The sequence below is a fragment of the uncultured Roseibium sp. genome (assembly GCF_947494555.1).
In the GTDB taxonomy this organism is placed as follows: domain Bacteria; phylum Pseudomonadota; class Alphaproteobacteria; order Rhizobiales; family Stappiaceae; genus Roseibium.
On the sequence record NZ_CANLVF010000001.1, the window covers coordinates 1,113,393 to 1,133,725 of the forward strand.

A 20,333-nucleotide genomic window follows, 5' to 3' on the forward strand; every position below is an offset into this window, starting at 1 on the left:
TCCCTGGCCTATTTCAGTTTGAGCGGTCGGGTTCGGCCAGATGTGACCCCAATCTCGCTGCCCTTGCCGGAAAGCTTGTTCGGTCTCCCGAACCGCCAGCTCCGGCGGGTCCTTTTTCCTTCCCGCCTGTGAGAATGGTTGCTCTTGGCGAGAAGTTGAAAAATTGCGGCAAGCTCGCAGCTCCGATCGCACCGGCGTCATGTGCGAAGCTGCCGATTTCGATTTCCGGCGACTTACGCTTTTCAGGCGCCGCGTCTTCCACAGCTGTTTTGAGCGCCTGCTGGAATGTTTTTGGAAAAGAGCCTCTCAGGTCGCCATCGATAACGACCAGGGAAATGTCCAGGAGCGCATAAGCAGAACGTAGCGCGAGGGCCAACGCCATTGCACAGTCCGCCAACCATTCCTGATATTTTATGTCGTTTGCTTCCACAGCAGCCTGCAGGTCGGAGCGGCTGAGCGATTCAAAATTGTCAGGCGCCATGTGTCTTGCCAGCGCAACCAGAGAGGCGCGGGTCAACAACAGGTCCCATGTTTGCTTCGGTTTTGGGGCAGTCGAAAGACCGCTTGGCGGTACCGGCATAAAGGCGACATCAGCCGCATTGCCGGACATGCCCCGGACAACGTCACCCTTCAGGACAAGACCGCCACCGATAGCCGGGCCGAGGAACAGGTACAGGAAGTTGTCGTTTTGTCTGCCCTGGCCGTAGAAAAGTTCAGCGACGGCAGCCGCTGTGCCGTCGTTTTCGCTGAAAACGGGCAACTGCATCGCGTCTTCGAGCGCCGCCGCAAGGTCGAAATCGTCCCACTTCTTGAAATCTGCTTCCGGAAGGCCGAGTTCGTGAAGCCATGCGCCAAGATTGAACGGCTGTGCCAGACCGATGCCGGTAATGCGGGACCGCTTGTCCTCGCTCAAATGCGTGCGCAACTCGGTCAGGTCCCGAACGAGCGTTTCAACGGCCTGCTCGGGGGCGGGCAATATCATGTCGTGAATGCGCCGGTCGATGATCTGGCCGGAAAAGTCCATCAGCACGGTTTCAAGGTTCGTGCGGTCAAGACGGACGCCGAATGAATAGGCACCGTCTGGTGCAAGTTTCAGGATCGTCGCGGGTTGTCCCCTGCTACCGTCGTGACGTTTGCCGGCTTCGAAAATGAGTCCCTCTTCGATGAGATCCTGGATGATCGCACCAATTGCTGCGTTGGTCAGCTGCACTGCGCGTGCAAGTTCCGCTTTGGAGGCCTCACCCGCGCGCCGCAAAATCTGCAGGACAATGCGCTCGTTGTAACGGCGCAATTGTGCGGAATTCGAGCCACGACCTGACGTCCTGGTCTCCATAACCTTCCTGGCTCCTCCCAAGAGTAACCGCCACGCTTCGGGACAGTTTCATAATAATTAATTTTGATGAAATTATTCGCGCCTTGGAACGATCTGTCAATTGCAAATTGTTTTGCATTGCAGCGTTTCGATCTTGTGGTGCAGCAGCGCCCTGATCGCAAAGCAGGAATTGCAACCCCAGTTTAGCAGAGAAATTTACGTTGCGGCACGCAGTTTGTGAGAATTTTTGAAGTACTGGGGATATGAATTTGCCGCCCGCTCTTTGACACAAAAGACTGAAATCAGAATATGTTTTCAGGCCCCGTCAGCGGTGGTCCCGGGATTCGGAGCGTCGCGTCCCAATTTGGAATCGGAGTGAATGTCAATGACGGTCAAGTATGACGAAGTCTTTCTCGAGCGAGCAATTGCGATAGGTTCGGGGGAGGAGCCTGCGGATCTTGTGATCAAGAATGTTCGTCTTTTCAATGTGATGGATGGCAGCAACATTGAGACCGACGTCGCCATTTGCCGGGATCGCATCGTTGGTACCTACGGTGCTTACGAGGGCACGGTCACGATCCAGGGCAAAGGTCTGACGGCCGTCCCAGGGTTCATTGATACGCATCTCCACGTCGAATCTTCGCTCGTTACGCCGTTTGAGTTCGATCGTTGCGTCCTACCACACGGGGTTACGACGGCTATTTGCGATCCTCACGAGATTGCAAACGTCCTTGGTTCCGAAGGCATCCGGTATTTTCTAGATGCGTCGCTGGAAACAGTCATGGACCTGAGGATCAATCTGTCCTCCTGTGTGCCGGCCACATCTTTTGAAACCGCAGGTGCATGCCTGGAAATCGATGACCTTCTGCCATTCGCAGACCACCCCAAGGTCATTGGCCTCGCGGAATTCATGAACTTTCCGGGTGTGCTCGCGCGCGATCCGAAAGTCCTTGCAAAACTGGCCGCCTTCCAGGACGGACACATCGATGGACATGCACCGTTGCTGTCCGGTCTCGGTCTCAATGGCTATCTTGCGGCTGGTATCAGGACGGATCACGAGGCAACGAGCGCAGAGGAAGCTCTTGAGAAACTATCCAAGGGCATGACGATCCTGATGCGCGAAGGGTCTGTCTCAAAAGACCTCGAAGCGCTGGCGCCGATCCTGAAACCCGATGTTTCGGCCTTTGTCGCGCTGTGCACGGACGATCGGAACCCGCTCGACATTGCCGAAGAGGGGCATCTGGACAGCATGATCCGGCGGTTGATCGGCAAAGGTGTTCGCCCCCTTGACGCCTACCGGTCTGCCAGCTGGTCGGCAGCCAACGCCTTTGGGCTCGCTGACCGTGGCATGATCGCACCTGGAAAGCGGGCCGATATCGTCCTGCTCAACGACTTCGAAGATTGCCGGGTCGAACAGGTAATAAGTGCTGGTCGGCTGGTGAATGACGAACTTTTTGCCACACGCGGAACCGTTGCGCCGGTCGGACTGCAAAGTGTCAAGCTTGAGGCGGTTTCGGCTGCGGATTTCAACGTTCCGGCCCGCAACAACGACACATCCGTGATCGGGGTGCTGCCTGGAAAAATCATCACCGAGCATCTGGTCAAGAGGCTTCCAGTCGCTGAGGGAAAGTCGCTCGTCGACCTAGATCAAGACGTTTTGAAGGTGGCCGTCGTTGAGCGGCACAAGGGGATTGGCCATGTCGGTCGCGGCTTCGTGCATGGATTTGGCATGACGCGCGGCGCGATTGCAAGTTCGGTCAGCCACGACAGCCACAACATCTGTGTCGTCGGCGCCGATGATATGGCTATGGCGATTGCGGTCAACCGCGTGATCGCAATGAATGGCGGTTTTGCGGTTGCTGACGGTGACGGTATCAAGGCGGAACTCGCCCTGCCGCTTGCGGGATTGATGAGTCTGGAGCCGTTTGAGACCGTGAAATCGGAGCTGGAAGCTTTGCGTGCAGCCGCCAAATCGTTGGGCTGCACGCTGGAAGAACCGTTCCTGCAGGTCGCTTTTTTGCCGTTGCCCGTCATTCCGCATCTGAAGATCACCGATTTCGGCGTTTTCGATGTCGACAAGTTCGAGCTTATCGATCAGGGATCGTGATCAATGATCCCACTAGTAGTGCCGCATCCGATTTCTGAAGCTGGACCATTTGCGCGCCGACCTGATTGCAAACCAAAGAACGACCGCGCCAATCAGCAGCGACCATACAAGAACTCTTCCGTCAAAGTGGAAGGTTTCGAGCAGATCGGTGGGATGTGCGATTTTCGGATTGGCACCGAGGTAGGTCACATCAATCCAGTCAGACTGTAGGTCTGCCATCCACGCGTCCGGAACGCGAAAGGTCAGGACTTGCGGGTAATTGCCGGTTGGATTGATCTCCGCCACGAGCACGCCATGAGTGAGGTAGTGCGTGCTGTTCTTGAACGTGTCGCGAGGGGAATCGTGAAGTGCTTCCTGTAGGGTCAGGCGATCACCGCCGGAATCTCGAAAGCCCAGGACAACCGCGGGTGTCTCTTCGCCGAGTTTTTTTAACAACCAGTACTTCAATCCGCTGTCATAGTGGATGTAGATGGAAAGCAGGCAAGCCAACCCGACAAAAATCAATATCGCCAGATTGAGCGCATGGCTGTCTTCAGCGGCTTCTTTCGGGTTAAACATGTGTCCGTCACCAAACAGAAGATTTTTCAGAATATGCGCCTAAATTAATGGAAGTCCACACAGAGCGCACCAGAAGCACATGATCCTCACTCTTGCCGTTTCCGGCTACCGGTCACTTCGCGATATTGTTCTGCCGCTCGACCGGGTCACGCTGGTGACCGGCCCAAACGGCAGTGGCAAATCCAGCCTCTACCGTTCCATCCGCTTGCTGGCCGAGGTTGCGCAAGGGCAGGCGATTGCCTCTCTGGCAGCAGAAGGTGGCCTTCAGTCCACCTTGTGGGCCGGACCGGAGGCTTTTTCGCGAGCCATGAAAAAAGGGGACGTGCCCGTCCAGGGCACCGTGCGCAAGTCTGTCGTCAGCCTGAAACTGGGCTTTGCTGATGAAGACTACGGCTATGCCATCGATCTTGGTCTGCCTGCCGATGCTGGCCGTTCACTGTTCTCAATGGATCCGGAGATCAAGGCGGAGGCCTTGTGGGCCGGCGAAGCGCTGTCGCGCTCAAACGAGATCGCGGGACGAAACGGACCAACCGCGCGCGTCCTCAACAGCCAGGGACAGCGCATCCCCGTCTATCAGAATCTTGCGCGCTTCGACAGCATGATGACCCATGCCGCGGATCCCAAGGACGGATTGGAGCTGCTTGTCATGCGTGAGCGGATGCGCGCCTGGCGGTTCTACGATCACCTGCGCACCGACCGGGATGCACCGGCGCGTGCTCCTAAAATCGGAACAAGGACACCGGTTCTGAGTGCGGACGGCGGTGATCTGGCCGCTGCTCTTCAGACCATTTTGGAGATTGGCGACGAGGTCGTGCTCGGCGAGGCGATCGATGATGCGTTTCCGGGAGCTTCGATCGACATTGCGGTCAACGACGGTTACTTCGAGCTTTTCATGCAGCAAAAAGGCCTGCTCAGGCCCTTGCGTGCAAGCGAACTTTCCGACGGCACGCTGCGGTATCTGCTGCTCACCGCAGCCCTTCTGTCTCCGCGTCCTGCGCCCCTGATCGTGCTCAACGAACCGGAGACGAGCCTGCACCCGGACCTGCTCGAACCGCTCGGCCGTCTTGTTGCCAAAGCTGCGGAGAAGACGCAGGTCGTCGTTGTCTCCCATGCGCGGCAACTGGTTGAAACCCTGGCCACGCTTTCAGGATGTGTGCGCTATGAATTGCGCAAGGAACTCGGCGAGACCGTCGTTGACGCAGAGGAACTACCTCGCTGGACCTGGCCGAAGCGGTAATTAAAAATTTACTTTAAAAAGACTTTTTAGCAGGTTGTTTTTAAATAATATAAAATGAAATTTCTGCGTTGAAATGACCTGTTTGAAAAAAGCGCGCTCAAAAAAATGAACAGGTGTCGTTACGTCGCGAGTTGACGTGAACGGAAGGTTGCGTCATGTCAGGGGAACCCAAAGAGGTGACGCATTCAATGCGCCCGGGACCGGTGAGGAGGTGTTGGATCTGGTGCTGTTCGGCATCTGGTCGGAACGGCAGGCCGTGTGCTCATGCATTGCAGCGAAAATAACGCGTTGGAGAACGTTATGACGACAGTGGAGGAGTGGAACGCGGCGTTCGAGCCCCGTCCGGTTCACGAATATCTCGAAAAGACCATTGCGCAGTTCGGCGACCGTCCGGCAGCCGACTTCATGGGCAAGATGTGGACCTATGGCGAACTCGGCTCCCTTGTGAATTCGACCGCAGCCGGGTTGCAGGCCATGGGTGTCGGACCCGGCGTTCATGTGGGGCTTTGCCTTCCGAACACGCCGTTTTACACGATCTTCTATTTCGCGATTTTGAAGATCGGCGCCACCGTTGCGAACTTCAATCCGCTTTATGTCGAACGGGAAATTGCCTTCCAGGCACGGGATGCAGACGTGCGCATCATGGTGACGATGGATCTCAAGATGATCTACGACAAGGTGGAGGAGGTCCGGAAGGAAAAGGTTCTCGACAAGATCATCGTGTGTCCGATGACATTCTGCCTGCCCACCATCAAAAAAGTCCTGTTCAGTCTGTTCAAGCGCAAGGAGCTGGCGGTCATTCCGCGCGATGAGGCGCATGTCTGGTTCGACGAGTTGCAGACCAAGGGGTCGGCGCCGGAGCCCGCCGACATCGATCCGGTCAACGATATAGCAGTGTTGCAGTATACAGGCGGGACGACCGGCGTTCCCAAGGGCGCAATGCTGACCCACAGGAACCTTTCGGCAAATATCGAGCAGATGCGCTGCGTCTTTGAAAAAGCGCGTCTCGGTGAAGAGAAGATGCTCTGCGTGCTGCCCTTCTTTCATGTCTTCGCGATGACCGTTGGGCAAAATCTTTCGGTCATCTTGGGCGCGGAAATGGTTTTGCAGCCTCGCTTTGAGTTGAAGGCCTTGCTCGAAGCGGTCAAACGAAAACAGGTCACTCTGTTTCCGGGTGTCCCGACACTCTACACCGCGATCAACAATTCGCCGCTGACTGCAGACTACGACCTTTCCAGTATCTCGCTGTGCATTTCCGGAGGGGCACCGCTACCGGTCGAGGTAAAAGAGAGTTTCGAGAAACTGACCGGATGCTTGCTGGTCGAAGGCTACGGTCTGACGGAATCATCGCCGGTTGCCGCGGTCAACCCGCTGGATGAAAACCGCCGCGCGGGTTCGATCGGACGCCTCGTGCCGGGGACCAAGGCGCGTTTTGTCAGCATTGAGGACCGGAAAACGGAAGTCGCCGAGGGTGAAAAGGGCGAGCTTCTGCTGCACGGCCCGCAGATCATGAAAGGCTACTGGAAGCGCGACGACGCCACCGCCGATGCGATTACGCCGGAGGGGTACCTGCACACCGGTGACGTCGGCTACAGGGACGAGGAGGGGTTCATCTACCTTGTCGACCGGATCAAGGACCTGATCCTGTGCTCCGGCTACAATGTCTATCCGCGCGTCATTGAAGAGGCGATTTATCAGAACGAGGGCGTTGACGAGACGATCGTTATCGCGATTCCGGATGAGTATCGCGGCCAGTCACCCAAGGCCTTCATCAAGCTTAAAGAAGGTCACTCCATGACCGGTGACGAGATGAAGGCGTTTTTGAAGGATCACCTGTCTTCCATCGAAATGCCGCGGGAATTCGAATTCAGAAACGAACTGCCAAAAACGATGGTCGGCAAACTGTCCAAGAAGGAACTGGTGGAAGAAGAAGCCCAAAAGCGCGCCCAGGTCGAGGCCTAGAGCGCTTGAGTGCGGCCGCGTCCCGGGCTAGGTCCGGGACTTCGAAGCTGCAGTCGTGAACCTCAGATCAGGTTTGCACCAGTCCTGAGGGCTCGGTATTGAAGCGAACTCTGGTGTGAGGACTGTACCAATCCATTAATGCGACTCTCCACGTCCTTCTGCCGCGCGCGCCAACTCCCGTCCGCGCTTGGCCTCGCGTTGAACAGTGTAGATCGAGGCCGCGATGATGATTGCCGCCCCGACCAGCGTTTCGACACTCGGCCACTCCTCGAAGACAAGTGCGCCGAAAATGGTCGCGTAAAGAAGTCTCGTATAGTCGAGGGACGCAATCGCCGTTGCTTCACCTGCCTTGAAGCCCTTGATGTTGGCGAGCTGGGCTGCCCAGGAGACGATGCCGATCAGGATCATTACCCCCCACTGGTGCAGCGTGGCGGCCTGCCAGGTCATGATCGCGGGAACCAGCATAATCAGGCCAACCCCGAGCGCCTGATAAGTGAGGATGGTCACCGGGCTGTCGGTGCGCGTCAGAATGCGTACGACGATCATGACCATACCGGCGCATGCCGCACCGGCTATCGCGAGAAGGGCATACGGGTCCACGACCCCCTCAGCACCGGGTTGCAGCATGAGGAGGACGCCCAGGAAGCCGACAATGGTTGCTCCCCAGCGGTGCACACCCACCGTTTCGCTCAGGAACCAGATGGCGAAAATTGTGATGAAGAATGTACGCGAAAAACTGATCGCGGTGACATCGGCGAGCGGCAGCTCGATGAACGCCGTGAAACCGCACAGCATGGCGGTCGCCGCCAGCAGGACGCGGGCAAGCTGCAGGCCGGGCCGTTGCGTCGAGAGGGAGCTTGGCAGACCGCGGAGGATCGTCGGTGCAACGATCACCAGCATGACGACCTGCCGCACCACGAGGATCTGAAAGACGCCGATGTCCTTGCCGACGAACTTGATCAGTGTCACCATGATCGTGAAACCGAACGCGGCCAGCAAAATCCACAGCGCACCAACCGTGTTGGAAGGCAGATCGGCCGTCATTGCAGAGATCTTGTTTTCAACGCGTTTCAGCACGTGAAGACCTCTTGTATCAGGCACCTTGGTCGGGCCTGCTCTTTGAGACGGCGGTTCATGTTGTTTCCTGGTACGAACGGAGGCTGGAACGCAGACGTTACCCAGTCAACACTGGGCCTGTGCGCTCGGTCGTTCGGCTGGTGATGATCGGGACAGGCTAAGCGGTTTCTGGGCAGAAGAAAAGCCATTGCCGCAATGTTTGCCTTCGTTGCCGAAACGGGTATATCTTGTTCTGAAGCTCTCTGGTCCCGAAGCATGAAAGACAACAGACCCACTGGCCACAGTGGTCGTCGGGCCATAGATTGAGTTCAATACCGCTGCCTACGGTTTTCGATTTTCAGGGAAAGTCCTCCCAAAACACAGGTCCAGATTTATGAACCAGATGGTCACTCCGAAATTCGGTGTCGGCGCGCCTTTGCGCCGTAAGGAAGATGAGCCCCTCATTACGGGTCAGGGCATTTACACAGGCGACTACCAGCCGGAAGGATGCCTGCATGGTGTTGTCGTGCGCTCGGCGATGGCCCATGCGAAGATACGTGTCGAAAACGCGCCAGACGTACTTGCAATGGACGGTGTCCAACTGGTCCTGACGGGTGCGGACGTCGAAGGTTACACGCTGCCGACCATGGCCAGGTTGAAGCAGATCGATGGAACCGATCATTGGCTGCCGCCGCAACCGCTCCTGTGTCCGGAAGAAGTGCGCCATGTCGGCGACGCGATTGCCTTCATTGTCGCCGACGACATTAACTCCGCACGCAATGCCGCTGAAATGCTGGAAGTGGACTACGAGCCGCTCGACGTCGTGATCGATATCGAAGATGCATTGGCACCTGATGCGGTGAAGGTCTGGCCCGAGCACGGAACCAATGTTGCCTTTGTTTTCGGTCACGGCAGTGAAGCCAAAACGGAGGCTGCGTTTGCGGAAGCCGAGAAGACCGTCTCGATCGAAATCGTGAACAATCGGATTGTCGCAAATTACATGGAGCTGCGCGGCTGCGTCGCCGAGTACAATTCGGACACGGAACGCTACAAGCTGACCCTTGGGACGCAGGGCGGGCACGGGATGCGTGACGTCATCTGCAAGGTGCTCGGCCTGGAAAAGGATCGGATCCAGGTTGTTACCCCGGAAGTTGGCGGTGGCTTTGGCACCAAGGCGTTCTGCTACCGCGAATATCCGCTGCTGATGATTGCTTCCGAACGGCTCGGCAAACCCGTGCGCTGGACCGGCGAGCGCATGGATCATTTCGTTACCGACGCCCATGGTCGTGACAATCTCAGCACTGCGGAGCTGGCACTCGACAAGGACAGCAGGATACTGGGCTTGAGAGTGCACGTGAAGGCGGCGATGGGAGCATATCTCAGCCAGTTCGCCCCGTTTATTCCCTGGGTGGGGACTGCCATGTCCTCCGGCCTTTACGACATACCGGCGGTTTTTGCGAAAACCGAGGGTGTTTATATGCACAACGTGCCGACGGATGCCTTCCGGGGGGCAGGGCGGCCGGAAGCCGCTTACCTTATCGAACGGTTGATGGACAAAGCCGGTGAGGAAACCGGCCTCGGGCCGATCGAAATCCGCAAACGCAATTTCATCAAACAGGAACAATTGCCCTACACAACGCAAACCGGCCGTCTCTATGACACCGGCGACTACGGCGGGCACCTGGACAAGGCGATGCAGGTCGCTGATTGGGCGGGCTTTGAGGCAAGGCAGGCCGTGAGCGCCAAGGCCGGAAAGTATCGCGGCATCGGATTGTGTTCCTACATTGAGGCCTGCGCCTTTGCGGGCGGCGAAGAGGCAACCGTCGAACTGGGACAGGACGGAACCCTCACGCTGTTGATCGGAACCCAGACCAATGGCCAGGGCCACGCGACGGCATACAGTCAGGTCGTTGCGGAAAAGTTCGGTGTGACGATCGATGAAGTTGAAGTGATCCAGGGCGACACCGATCGCGTTGCAAACGGGGGCGGAACAGGGGGCTCCAGATCGATACCGCTCGGACTGCCTTCCGTGCGTGATGCCAGCGACGCCTTGGTCAAGAAGATCAAGGAGCTGGCTGCAGACAGGCTCGAGGCTGGCATGGACGATCTTGAACTCGACAGTGGCGTCGTGCGCGTGGTCGGAACAGATCAGCAAGTCACGCTTGCCGAAATCGTTGCCGCTGGTGGCGAGACCCTGTCAGCGCGCGAGGAAGTCAGACAACACGAAGCAACCTATCCCAACGGCACGCACATCTGCGAGGTGGAGATCGATCCGGACACGGGCGATGTTGCGCTGCTGAACTATGTGATTGTCGACGATTTCGGCGTCACGGTGAACCCGATCCTCCTGGAGGGGCAGGTGATTGGCGGGGCGGCGAATGCCGTCAGCCAGGCGCTCTGCGAACACACGGTTTATGACGAGGACGGACAGCTTCTGACTGCGTCGCTGCTCGATTACCGTCTGCTCAGGGCGGCCGACCTGCCCGATATTCACTTCGAGACGCGCAATGTTCCCTCCACCACCAATGCCATGGGTATCAAGGGCGCTGGCGAGGCAGGAACCATCGGCGGCTGCGCCGCTGTTATGAATGCCGTACAGAAAGCGCTGAAGGATGGCGCCGGCGTGACGGAGCTGATCGATATGCCGGCAACACCACTCAGGGTCTGGGAAGCGATCGAGGCCGCGAAATAATCCTGTTTCTGAATAATCGGAAAGGCGCTTGAAACTGCGCCTTTTCGAAAGCTCCCAAAAACAATGGCTCAGGTTTATTCAAAGCTCTTGTTGTAAAAGCACAAATTACTCCGAACTTGGGCACCCGCGACTTCAGATGAATGTGGGGCTCGCAATTTCGTGTCTGTGGTTTGTTTGAAATTATCGTTTTAATCGGCATCTTCTTGCCGCAAATTGGCGTATGACGAACTGTTCGTTCGATTGACGCAAACCAGACAGCAGGTTCCGATCCTTGTTCCAGTCCTTTTTTCCCAATCCGAAGCTTTTCTTTCTCTCAGCCATCGCGTGGACCACTGTTGCTGTCATCGTCTGGTACGGTTTTGCAGCCGACCTGAGCGGTCCATTGGGATTTGGGGCGACCCCGGCAGGAGAACCGCCGGTCATCGGGCTCGGCCACTTCACGACACCGGAATTCATGTGGTTCTACGTCTATTACGCCATTTTTACAGCGGCATTCGGCGTTTTCTGGTGGTGGTATTCGAAGGCGCATACCTGGCAGGTCTGGTCGATCTGGGGGTCGTCACTGATCATTTTCATGACGTATTACGACGTTCAGGTGGCCGTTGCGATCAACAATTGGCGCAGGCCCTTCTTCGATACCGTTCAAACCGCCTTGGATGAGAGCGCCCGCGTTGTTACCGCCGACGAGTTCTACGCGCTGTTGTTCATTTTCTTCAAGATCACGTCGGTCTGGGTGATCCTCTATATTCTGAAACGCTTTTTTGTCAGCCACTACATTTTCCGCTGGCGCACCGCAATGAACGACTACTATATCGCCAAATGGAACAACGTCCGCCATATCGAGGGCGCCTCGCAGCGTATCCAGGAAGATACAATGCGGTTTGCCGCCATCATGGAAGGCCTGGGCGTTGCCCTGATCGACTCCCTGATGACACTGATCGCCTTCCTGCCGATACTGCTGGCCCTCTCGGTACATGTCTCGGAGTTGCCGGTCGTGGGCGCGATACCGGCTCCACTGGTCACGGCGGCAATTTTCTGGTCGATCATGGGAACCGTGGTGCTGGCCGCAGTCGGGATCAAATTGCCCGGGCTTGAGTTCCACAACCAGCGCGTCGAGGCGGCTTATCGTAAAGAGCTCGTCTATGGCGAGGATCACGAACACCGTGCAGAACCCGCCAAGGTGACCGAGCTGTTCGGGTTTGTCAGAAAGAACTATTTCAGGCTGTATTTCAACTACATGTATTTCAACCTGTTCAGGGGCTTCTATCTGCAGGCGGACAACGTGTTCGCTTATTTCATCCTGATCCCGACCTATGTCGCGAAAAAGGTGACATGGGGTATCGTTCAGCAGATCCTGACGGCGTTCTCTCAGGTATCGAATTCGTTCCAGTTCCTGGTCAACTCTTGGCCGACAATCGTTGAACTGCTTTCCATCTACAAGCGTCTGAAAGGGTTCGAACAGGCGATTGCCGAGCGGGAAGCCATGTTACTGCGCGGCGAATTGGAGCCGGAACCGGCGGCCGGCGAGTAGGCATTCGCGGATCAGGATTGCAATAGTTTCGGCTTCGCGGAATACTGTGTGCTCCAATCGCAATATCAATCCGCCCATTTTTTCCGCTCGTCCGGGAAACCTCACAGTGCAACCGACAAGCCCGGCTGCGGGCTGGCATTGCGGCTCTTCTCGATCTTTCGGCCCGGCGCGTCATGGGAGAGCGACATGTTTTGCACCGGTCCCGGATCACGACATGGCCTTAAAGAGCCTGACTGCCCGAATCGCGGGCCCGCCGGCCCCGACCGGCATGACGCGGCACGCGCCTCTGCTTGGAATTTCGCTGAAAGTCAGTTCCGCTCTGGCGTTCTTTGTTATGGCCACCTGTCTGAAAATTGCCGCCGAAGACGTCCCCATCGGTCAGCTGGTATTTGCGCGGAACTTCTTCGGTCTGTTTCCCGTCCTTCTTATGGTCACCCTGAGACGAGAGCTGGGTCTTGCTTTCCAGACCAGAAACCCCAAAGGCCATCTGACCAGGGCAGCGGTCGGCTTGACCGCAATGGTCTGCTCTTTCACAGCGCTTTATCTGTTGCCGCTACCCGATGCGACCGCGATCGGCTTTGCGACACCTCTGTTCGTGGTCGTTCTGGCCTATTTTCTGCTCGGCGAAATTGTCCGGCTCTATCGCTGGAGCGCCGTCGCGGTGGGTTTTCTGGGGATCCTGATCGTCCTTTCCCCGCATCTCGGCGAAGACGAATTCGACCGCGCATCCACGCTCGGAGTGTTCCTGGGCTTGACCGCCGCGTTGTTTGCGGCGCTTGCCATGATCACTGTGCGCAAACTGTGTGAGACTGAACGCACCTCGACCATCGTCACATGGTTCGCAGCTTCGGCAACAGTTCTCTCGCTGCTGACGTTGCCGCTTGGATATCTTCTGCCGGAGCAAGGCTGGATCGTTCCGGACTTGCCAACCATGGGCTTGCTGGTCCTGATCGGGCTCGCAGGCGGCGTGGGGCAAATCCTGCTGACGCAAAGCTATCGTTATGCCGACGCGTCCACGATCGCCCCTTTCGACTACGTCAACATGATGTGGGCGATTATTATCGGCTGGCTGGTCTTCTCCGAAACGCCCGTCCCTGAAGTCATTATCGGTGCTCTTATTGTCATAGCGGCCGGTGTAATGGTCATCTACCGCGAGCATAAGCTCGGGCTCGATCGGACCAAGGCGCGACGGGCTTCGACCCCGTCACAGTCGTGAGACGATCCAGGCTGCTTTTCACGCAGCCTGGATCGACGGGAAATGGGCGTTTCCCCGGCGCAGCTAACGATCATGTGTCTTCCCGGTTTCAGCGAGTGTGAACCGGGATGACGCCGGTCTGAGGAACCGGATTACTGGGGTTTATACGCGAATGTTTCGACCGGGCTTTTCGAGCCGTCCGGATAGACCAGCTGTACGCTTATGGATTGGGTCGAACCGGTCGGGAGTTCAATATAGGGCTTGTCCTTCAGAACCGCATTGGGATTATCGGGATCGCATTCGGCCAATTCCCACATCTGATCCAGGGGCCCGCCATTCAACCCGTAAAATACGTAGTCGATCCCGCATTTCCAGGCTTCCAAATGCGTGAAATAGATGAGCTGCTGTCCCTCCCAGTCGCGAAACGACACCCAGTTGGCTTTGGTCAGATCGAGGATCTGCTTGATCTGCTCGGGTGGCATTGCTTGCGCGTGCGCGCGGTAATCGTTCTGCAGGGGCAATATGCTCAGGCTTGCAGCCAATGTGGCTAAAATCAGAGAGCGCATCAGTCGTCTCCAGTACTGTAAAATGTCAGCGGGCTTTAAAATGCCTTGAAGGTAATAATTGTCTTGGTGTCCTGTATACCGCCGATCGGGTGGACCTTTTCATTCACGAAATGACCGATATCTGCGCCGTCGTCGACGTAGAACTTCACGAGGAGGTCGTAGTCTCCGCTGGTGGAATAGACTTCGGAGGCGATTTCCGCATCGGCGATGGCATTGGCAACCTGATAGGTCTTGCCGAGCTGGCACTTGATCATCACGAAAAACGGAACCATGCGTCACTCCGGAGTTTTCTTGCATAAGAACAGACAAGGACATCGCCTATCTCATCGCCACAGTCAATTGCTGAAAAACGGCACTGGTATGCTAGGGACTTGCATTCAACACGCGGGCTTGTTAGCAGTCTGGCATCTCATGGGGGTGCCCGACGACGATTGATCGGGCTGAGAGGCACAAGGCCAACTCCTTGAACCTGATCCGGTTGATACCGGCGGAGGGATTTGAGATGAAAACTTCAAGGCGTTCGGCTACGCGTCTTCCTTTCATCCCTCCGAAAACAATAATTCCGTTGCCGGAGGAGATGCATGAGCCTGTCTGTTGCCGCGTCCACGCAGCCGCTTACCGCCGAAACCGTGTTCGAGTTGCTTCAACGCGTGCGAGAACGCTCTCCGCGCGTGCATGCAATCACCAATGCAGTTGCGCAGACTTTTACCGCCAACGTGCTTCTTGCGGTCGGTGCGGTTCCTTCGATGACGATTTCCAAGGTAGAAGTTGCCGGATTTGCGTCCAGCGCCGACGCGCTGCTCATCAATCTGGGTACGCTGGACACAGCGCGGCGTGATGCCATTCCAATCGCAATCGAAGCAGCCAGGAGTGCGGGGCGTCCTGTCAGCATCGACCCGGTGTTTGCCGATCGATCGACTGTGCGATGTGCCTACGCAAAGGACCTTATGGCGTCCAAACCGGATCTGGTGCGATTGAACGAGCGCGAACATGAAGCTCTGTTCCCGGAGCGATCGGAAGCCGAGGCGATGATTGCGTCTGGTACGGTGCTGGCCGTTACAGGTGCAGAAGACAAGATCGAAAGTGCGGGCGAGGATTTCCGGCTGTTGAACGGTCACCCACTGATGGCGCGTGTGACTGCGACAGGCTGCGCCGGTGGTGCCGTGCTCGCTGCTTTCGCGAGCGTGGAGCGCGATATTGCCTTGGCGGCGGCTTCCGGCCTTTCCGTCTTCAACATTGCTGGTGAAATTGCCGGCGAGCGTGCGGCAGGCCCTGGGAGTCTCGTTCCGGAGTTGCTGGACGCGCTCTACACAATGACAGACCGCGACATCCAAATCCGATTGAAGACCGTCTGAACGCCTTTGATCGAACCTTCTTGCAAGACGAGGAGAACCCCATGACCGCGATTGCGGTGACCATAGCAGGATCGGATTCCGGAGGAGGTGCCGGAATACAAGCCGATCTCAAGACATTTTCGGCCAACGGGGTCTTTGGCGCCAGCGTACTGGCGGCATTGACAGCTCAGAACACGCGCGGTGTGACCGCCATTCACGATGTGCCGCCGGACTTTGTGCGCGCGCAGATCGACGCCGTCTATTCCGACCTCAAGGTCAACGCGACGAAGATTGGCATGCTCGCAAGTTCGCCGATCATCGAAGCCGTGGCAGAGGGGCTGAGGGCCCACTCGACCGGCCCCGTCGTGCTTGATCCGGTGATGGTCGCCGCTTCGGGCGATCCCTTGCTTGCTGAAAGTGCGGTGGCGAGCCTTATCGGCGAGCTCCTGCCCCTGTCGGATGTGATCACGCCCAATCTTCATGAAGCCGCCCGCATTCTTGAAACAGAAGTCGCGGCTAGCGAAAGCGCGATGCAGTCGCAGGCCGAACAGCTTCTGCGCCTCGGCGCACGTTCGGTTTTGCTGAAAGGCGGGCACGGCGAGGGCGCGGACAGTTCGGATCTCTTCCTCGACGCCGCGGGCAGTGCGACGTGGCTTCGAGAGCGGCGCATTGCAACGGAAAACACACACGGAACCGGCTGCACGCTGTCCTCAGCCATCGCGGCAGGTCTTGCCAAGGGAGAGGGCCTTGAGGCCGCGATTTCGCGGGCCAAGCAATATGTCCATGGGGCGATTGCTGCCGCCGATGAAATAGAGATCGGGTCTGGCCACGGTCCCGTCCATCATTTCTACAAAATCTGGAGCTGTTGATATGTCTGAAACCCGCGCAAAGCGTGACAGCGACATGAGCCGGAGGGCGTTACTGGGTGGTTCGGCTGTCGCTGGCGGAGCGGCACTTGCCGCACCCGCGCTCGCCCAGGACAAAGCCACGATTGAATGGAAGATGGTGACGTCCTGGCCGAAGAACCTGCCCGGACCCGGTGTGACCGCCCAAAGAATTGTCGATCAGGTTGCCAGGATGTCCGGCGGCCTCTTCCGTATTCGCCTCTATGCGGCCGGTGAACTGGTACCGGCACTCGGCGTTTTCGACGCTGTTTCCGCGGGTACCGCGCAGATGGCCCACACGGCGTCGTTCTTCTGGCAGGGCAAGATACCCGCATCGGTCTTCTTCACCGCTATTCCGTTCGGGCTCTTGCCGCATGAACACATCACCTGGATCGAACGGGGCGGCGGGCAGGCGCTCTGGGACGAGCTTTACGCACCCTTCGGCGTGAAACCGGTCATGGCTGGAAACACCGGTGTCCAGATGGGCGGATGGTTCAAGAAAGACATCAACAGCGTGGATGATCTCAGCGGGTTGAAAATCCGGATGCCGGGGCTTGGCGGCGAAGTGATGCGCAGGCTCGGCGCAACGCCCGTCGGACTGCCGCCGGCAGAGCTGTTTCAGGCGCTGCAGTCCGGCGTGCTCGATGCCACCGAGTTCCTCGGACCCTGGTCCGACCGTGCAATGGGCTTTCACAAGGTTGCCAAGAACTATTATTCGCCAGGTTTTCATGAACCCAATGGCACCGGAGAAGCCCTCTTCAACCAGGTCGCACTAGAAGGTCTTCCGGACGAGCTGCGTGCCATTGTCCTGGAAGCCTGCCGCGCTGAAAACGGGCGAGCACTTGCGGAGAGCGATTGGGAGAATGCCGGTAGTCTGAAGCTGCTTCAGGAAGAAGACGGCGTGACAGTCAAAGCGTATCCGGACGATGTGCTTGAAGTCCTGCGGACGACGGCCGCAACCGTGCTTTCCGAGTTCGCGGACAAAGACGAAATCGGCCAACGCATCTATGACAGCCATCGCGCCGCCCGTGCCCGTCTGGCCCCCTGGAGCGATGTTGCCATGCGCCGATTTCTGAGTGCGCGCGACACCAACGCCTAGATCAAACTTTGCTGCACCGGGCTTGTGGAGCCCGGTGCACCAATCCGCATCACGGCTTCGAATCTGTTCAAAAACGCTTCTGAATCGGCCAGGTCTTCGACGAGTTTCACAACACATTGACGGAATTGACAAGGGCGGTCCGAGCGTGCGGGCGCCCATTCCATGCACATGCCGCTTCGGAAAGTGTGGCAATGCAGCAACGATCACCGACAATATTACGTTAAAGGAAACCTGATGAGATTATGCCTATTTTTTATGCATTTTTGCGGCGATGTGTCGGTACCGTGACAAAGCTCCTGAGAACAAGACCTTTTTCTCGTGTTTCGAGGCTTTCATCCAGCGCTGATGTCTGAATAGTGCGATATATTGCGTTGCAGCATGAAGTATTCGCTGCAGGGGTCCGTGATTTCTTTGCTTGCAACAGATCCCGGTGTTGGAAAATCCTATCAATCGAAATCAGATTTCCTCCGTCGGGAGGGGGATGGGAGAAAACACCATGATGTGGGCAAATAAAAAGACGATTCTGTTCACTTCCACTGCGCTGGCACTTTCGATGGTTGCCGGAGCCGCACATGCCGGCGGCTTTGCGCTGAGAGAGCAAAGTGCCTATTACCAGGGAACATCATTCGCCGGAAACGGCACCAGCGGGAATACAATCTCGTCGATGTTCTGGAACCCGGCAACAATCACGGCTGCTGGAAAGGGACTGACCTTTGAGTCGCACAGTTCCTTCATCGCACCTCAGTCAGACCTTAATGGAGCATTTACCCCGCAGGGCACTGTAAACACGCTTACGGGCGGGTTCGGCGCGAGCACAGCGCCCAGTGGCGATATCGCGTCTAACGCCTGGATACCTTCTACCTATACGAGCTATGGATTGACCGACAAATGGTATTTCGGTCTTGCAATCAACACACCCTTCGGTTTGGCAACAAAGCCGGAGCAAAGCTGGGCAGGGCAGTATTACTCGCGTTCTTCCGAAGTGTTTTCCGTCAACGTCAATCCGACCGTTGCCTACAAAGTCAACGACATGGTCTCGGTTGCGGCGGGGCTGCAGGTAGAATACCTGCAAATCCGGCTGAAATCGGCATATCCCCTTGCAGCGTCACTTACCTCTTCAGTGCCCTCAACTGAAGTCAAAGGGGGAAGCCTCGGCTTCGGTGCAACGGCCGGCATTACAATCAAGCCAATGGAAGGCACGGAAATTGGTGTCGGTTTCCGGTCCGCTGTTTTTCACAACCTCGAAGGTCACTTCATCAATCCGGCATCTGTGCCCGCGGTCGGTGTAAGTTCCAGCCGCACGGGGATTGAAGCGAATGTGATCTTGCCAGAAATGGTGACGCTCTCTGCCAAACAGAGGATCACCGACAAATTCACGGTGCTTGGTACCGTTGAATGGACAAACTGGAGCAGGCTGGGCACGGTGCATCTGTCGGCAACAGACGGAACAACAACAAATCCGACCGGTTTGCCGGACCTCGCCTTCAACTATGATGATGGATGGTTCTTTGCTGTCGGCGGCGAGTACGACTTCAACGACCAGGTGACACTCCGTGCCGGTGTCGCTTACGAACTGTCACCGATCGATGAAGATATCCGCTCAACGCGGCTCCCCGACAATGACCGCTTGTGGCTCTCAGCCGGTGCGACCTGGAAACCCAGCGAACATCTTGCGTTCGACGTCGGCTATTCACACCTGATCCCGGCAGACACGCAGATAAACATTGGTCCGGGTCATCAGGACTACAATGCCAACATCGGGACATACACAGCTGACGTTGAAAGCCAGGTGAACATCATCTCCGCGTCGCTGCGCTACAAGTTCTAACTTCTTGACAATGCAAATAAAAAAGGCCGGGACAATGTCCCGGCCTTGTTCGTTTCAGGCCTAGAACGCCGCCGGATACAGACCGCCATCCATAAGCAGGTTCTGGCCTGTGATGTAACCGGCGTGCCGGGAGCACAGGAATGCGCAGGCCTGGCCGAACTCTTCGGCGTTTCCGAAGCGTCTTGCCGGGATCTCCGCTGCCTGCTGCGCCCTGATCTCCTCCAGGCTTGTCCCCGACTGCTGCGCGGCCCGTTCAAAGCCACCTTTCAGCCGGTCCGTATCCATCTTGCCGGGCAGGAGGTTGTTGATGGTGACGCCGGAAGGCGCAAGCTGCCTGCAGACACCGGCAAGAAATGCGGTCAGACCGGCCCGGGCGCCGCTCGACAGGTCGAGGCCTTCGATCGGCATTTTCACTGAGATCGACGTGATGTTGACGATCCGGCCGAAGCCGCGCTGCTGCATGGCAGGGGCAACCGCCTTGATCAGTTCGATCGGTGTGACGAAATTCTGAATTGCGCCTTCCAGAAGTGCGTTGCGGTCAAGTTCCGTATAATCCCGCCTCGGTGGACCGCCGTTGTTGTTGATGAGAATATCCGGGTCGGGGCAGGCGTCGAGCAAAGCACTCTGTCCCTCCTGCGACGACACGTCCGCGGCAACGCTCAACACCGAAACGCCATAGCGTTCCTGAAGAGCGGAACGGGTTTCCGCAAGCGCTGTTTCATTCCGGCCGTTTAGCACAATATCGCAGCCTGCTTCAGCCAAAGCCTCTGCACAGCCCCGCCCCAATCCTCGACTGGAGGCGCAAACAATTGCTTTTTTCCCTTTAAGACCCAAATCCATGGAGTGTCTCCTCGTATGCCGCGCAGGAAAGGTGAAAGCGCGCTGGCGGGTTGTTGTTAAGGATAGAAGTGGAAATCGTAAGCTCCCTATGAAGTCACCACAGTTGTCATAATAATGAAACTTGAATCGCGT

General features: G+C 57.1%; 16 protein-coding genes and 1 riboswitch. Of the genes, 10 read left to right on the plus strand and 6 right to left on the minus strand.

The window, feature by feature from the left end; translation table 11 throughout:
* Positions 1–13: 13 nt before the first annotated feature.
* Positions 14–1,333: an ROK family transcriptional regulator gene (locus tag Q0915_RS05065; RefSeq protein WP_299474152.1), complete on the minus strand. Its 1,320-nt coding sequence runs from the start codon at positions 1,331–1,333 to the stop codon at positions 14–16.
* Positions 1,334–1,697: 364 nt separating this feature from the next.
* Here Q0915_RS05065 and ade point away from each other — a divergent pair, with 364 nt between their 5' ends.
* Positions 1,698–3,419, plus strand: coding sequence for an adenine deaminase (ade, locus tag Q0915_RS05070; RefSeq protein ID WP_299474155.1), 1,722 nt, complete (start codon positions 1,698–1,700; stop codon positions 3,417–3,419).
* Between the two features lie 12 nt (positions 3,420–3,431).
* Here the strand turns inward: ade and Q0915_RS05075 are convergent, their stop codons facing one another.
* The gene (locus Q0915_RS05075) at positions 3,432–3,977 is read right to left on the minus strand and encodes a hypothetical protein (protein WP_299474158.1); all 546 of its coding nucleotides are present in this window, start codon (positions 3,975–3,977) and stop codon (positions 3,432–3,434) included.
* Positions 3,978–4,056: 79 nt separating this feature from the next.
* On the opposite strand from Q0915_RS05075, the gene Q0915_RS05080 reads away from it, so the two are divergent.
* Together Q0915_RS05080 and Q0915_RS05085 are read left to right on the plus strand one after the other, a co-directional pair.
* Positions 4,057–5,214 carry an AAA family ATPase gene (locus Q0915_RS05080; RefSeq protein WP_299474161.1) on the plus strand — a complete coding sequence of 386 codons (1,158 nt, stop codon included), beginning with the start codon at positions 4,057–4,059 and terminating at the stop codon, positions 5,212–5,214.
* A gap of 300 nt (positions 5,215–5,514) precedes the next feature.
* Positions 5,515–7,176: a long-chain fatty acid--CoA ligase gene (locus Q0915_RS05085; protein WP_299474164.1), complete on the plus strand. Its 1,662-nt coding sequence runs from the start codon at positions 5,515–5,517 to the stop codon at positions 7,174–7,176.
* Positions 7,177–7,311: 135 nt separating this feature from the next.
* Here Q0915_RS05085 and Q0915_RS05090 read toward each other — a convergent pair whose 3' ends face one another.
* A complete protein-coding gene (locus tag Q0915_RS05090; protein ID WP_299474167.1) occupies positions 7,312–8,253 on the minus strand; it encodes a DMT family transporter in 942 nt (313 codons plus the stop codon).
* A 373-nt stretch (positions 8,254–8,626) separates the two neighbouring features.
* Here Q0915_RS05090 and Q0915_RS05095 point away from each other — a divergent pair, with 373 nt between their 5' ends.
* From Q0915_RS05095 to Q0915_RS05105, 3 genes are all read left to right on the plus strand, one after another.
* Positions 8,627–10,924 carry a xanthine dehydrogenase family protein molybdopterin-binding subunit gene (locus Q0915_RS05095; RefSeq protein WP_299474170.1) on the plus strand — a complete coding sequence of 766 codons (2,298 nt, stop codon included), beginning with the start codon at positions 8,627–8,629 and terminating at the stop codon, positions 10,922–10,924.
* A gap of 271 nt (positions 10,925–11,195) precedes the next feature.
* On the plus strand, positions 11,196–12,455 hold the full coding sequence (sbmA, locus tag Q0915_RS05100) for a peptide antibiotic transporter SbmA (protein WP_299474173.1): 1,260 nt from the start codon (positions 11,196–11,198) through the stop codon (positions 12,453–12,455).
* Positions 12,456–12,669: 214 nt separating this feature from the next.
* Positions 12,670–13,671: a DMT family transporter gene (locus Q0915_RS05105; protein WP_299474176.1), complete on the plus strand. Its 1,002-nt coding sequence runs from the start codon at positions 12,670–12,672 to the stop codon at positions 13,669–13,671.
* Positions 13,672–13,802: 131 nt separating this feature from the next.
* On the opposite strand, the gene Q0915_RS05110 is transcribed toward Q0915_RS05105, so the two are convergent.
* Entirely contained in the window at positions 13,803–14,216 is a 414-nt protein-coding gene (locus Q0915_RS05110) for a hypothetical protein (protein WP_299474179.1), read from the minus strand.
* A 35-nt stretch (positions 14,217–14,251) separates the two neighbouring features.
* On the minus strand, positions 14,252–14,488 hold the full coding sequence (locus Q0915_RS05115) for an Lrp/AsnC ligand binding domain-containing protein (protein WP_299474182.1): 237 nt from the start codon (positions 14,486–14,488) through the stop codon (positions 14,252–14,254).
* A gap of 131 nt (positions 14,489–14,619) precedes the next feature.
* Positions 14,620–14,730, plus strand: a riboswitch (TPP riboswitch).
* A 67-nt stretch (positions 14,731–14,797) separates the two neighbouring features.
* Here Q0915_RS05115 and Q0915_RS05120 point away from each other — a divergent pair.
* The 4 genes from Q0915_RS05120 to Q0915_RS05135 all read left to right on the plus strand — a co-directional run bounded on the left by Q0915_RS05120 (position 14,798) and on the right by Q0915_RS05135 (position 19,361).
* Positions 14,798–15,571: a hydroxyethylthiazole kinase gene (locus Q0915_RS05120; RefSeq protein WP_299474184.1), complete on the plus strand. Its 774-nt coding sequence runs from the start codon at positions 14,798–14,800 to the stop codon at positions 15,569–15,571.
* 41 nt (positions 15,572–15,612) lie between these two features.
* Positions 15,613–16,419: a bifunctional hydroxymethylpyrimidine kinase/phosphomethylpyrimidine kinase gene (thiD, locus tag Q0915_RS05125; RefSeq protein ID WP_299474187.1), complete on the plus strand. Its 807-nt coding sequence runs from the start codon at positions 15,613–15,615 to the stop codon at positions 16,417–16,419.
* A 1-nt stretch (position 16,420) separates the two neighbouring features.
* On the plus strand, positions 16,421–17,533 hold the full coding sequence (locus Q0915_RS05130; protein ID WP_299474190.1) for a TRAP transporter substrate-binding protein: 1,113 nt from the start codon (positions 16,421–16,423) through the stop codon (positions 17,531–17,533).
* Between the two features lie 496 nt (positions 17,534–18,029).
* Positions 18,030–19,361: an outer membrane protein transport protein gene (locus Q0915_RS05135; RefSeq protein ID WP_299474193.1), complete on the plus strand. Its 1,332-nt coding sequence runs from the start codon at positions 18,030–18,032 to the stop codon at positions 19,359–19,361.
* Between the two features lie 60 nt (positions 19,362–19,421).
* Here the strand turns inward: Q0915_RS05135 and Q0915_RS05140 are convergent, their stop codons facing one another.
* Positions 19,422–20,201: an SDR family oxidoreductase gene (locus Q0915_RS05140; RefSeq protein WP_299474196.1), complete on the minus strand. Its 780-nt coding sequence runs from the start codon at positions 20,199–20,201 to the stop codon at positions 19,422–19,424.
* Positions 20,202–20,333 lie beyond the last annotated feature (132 nt).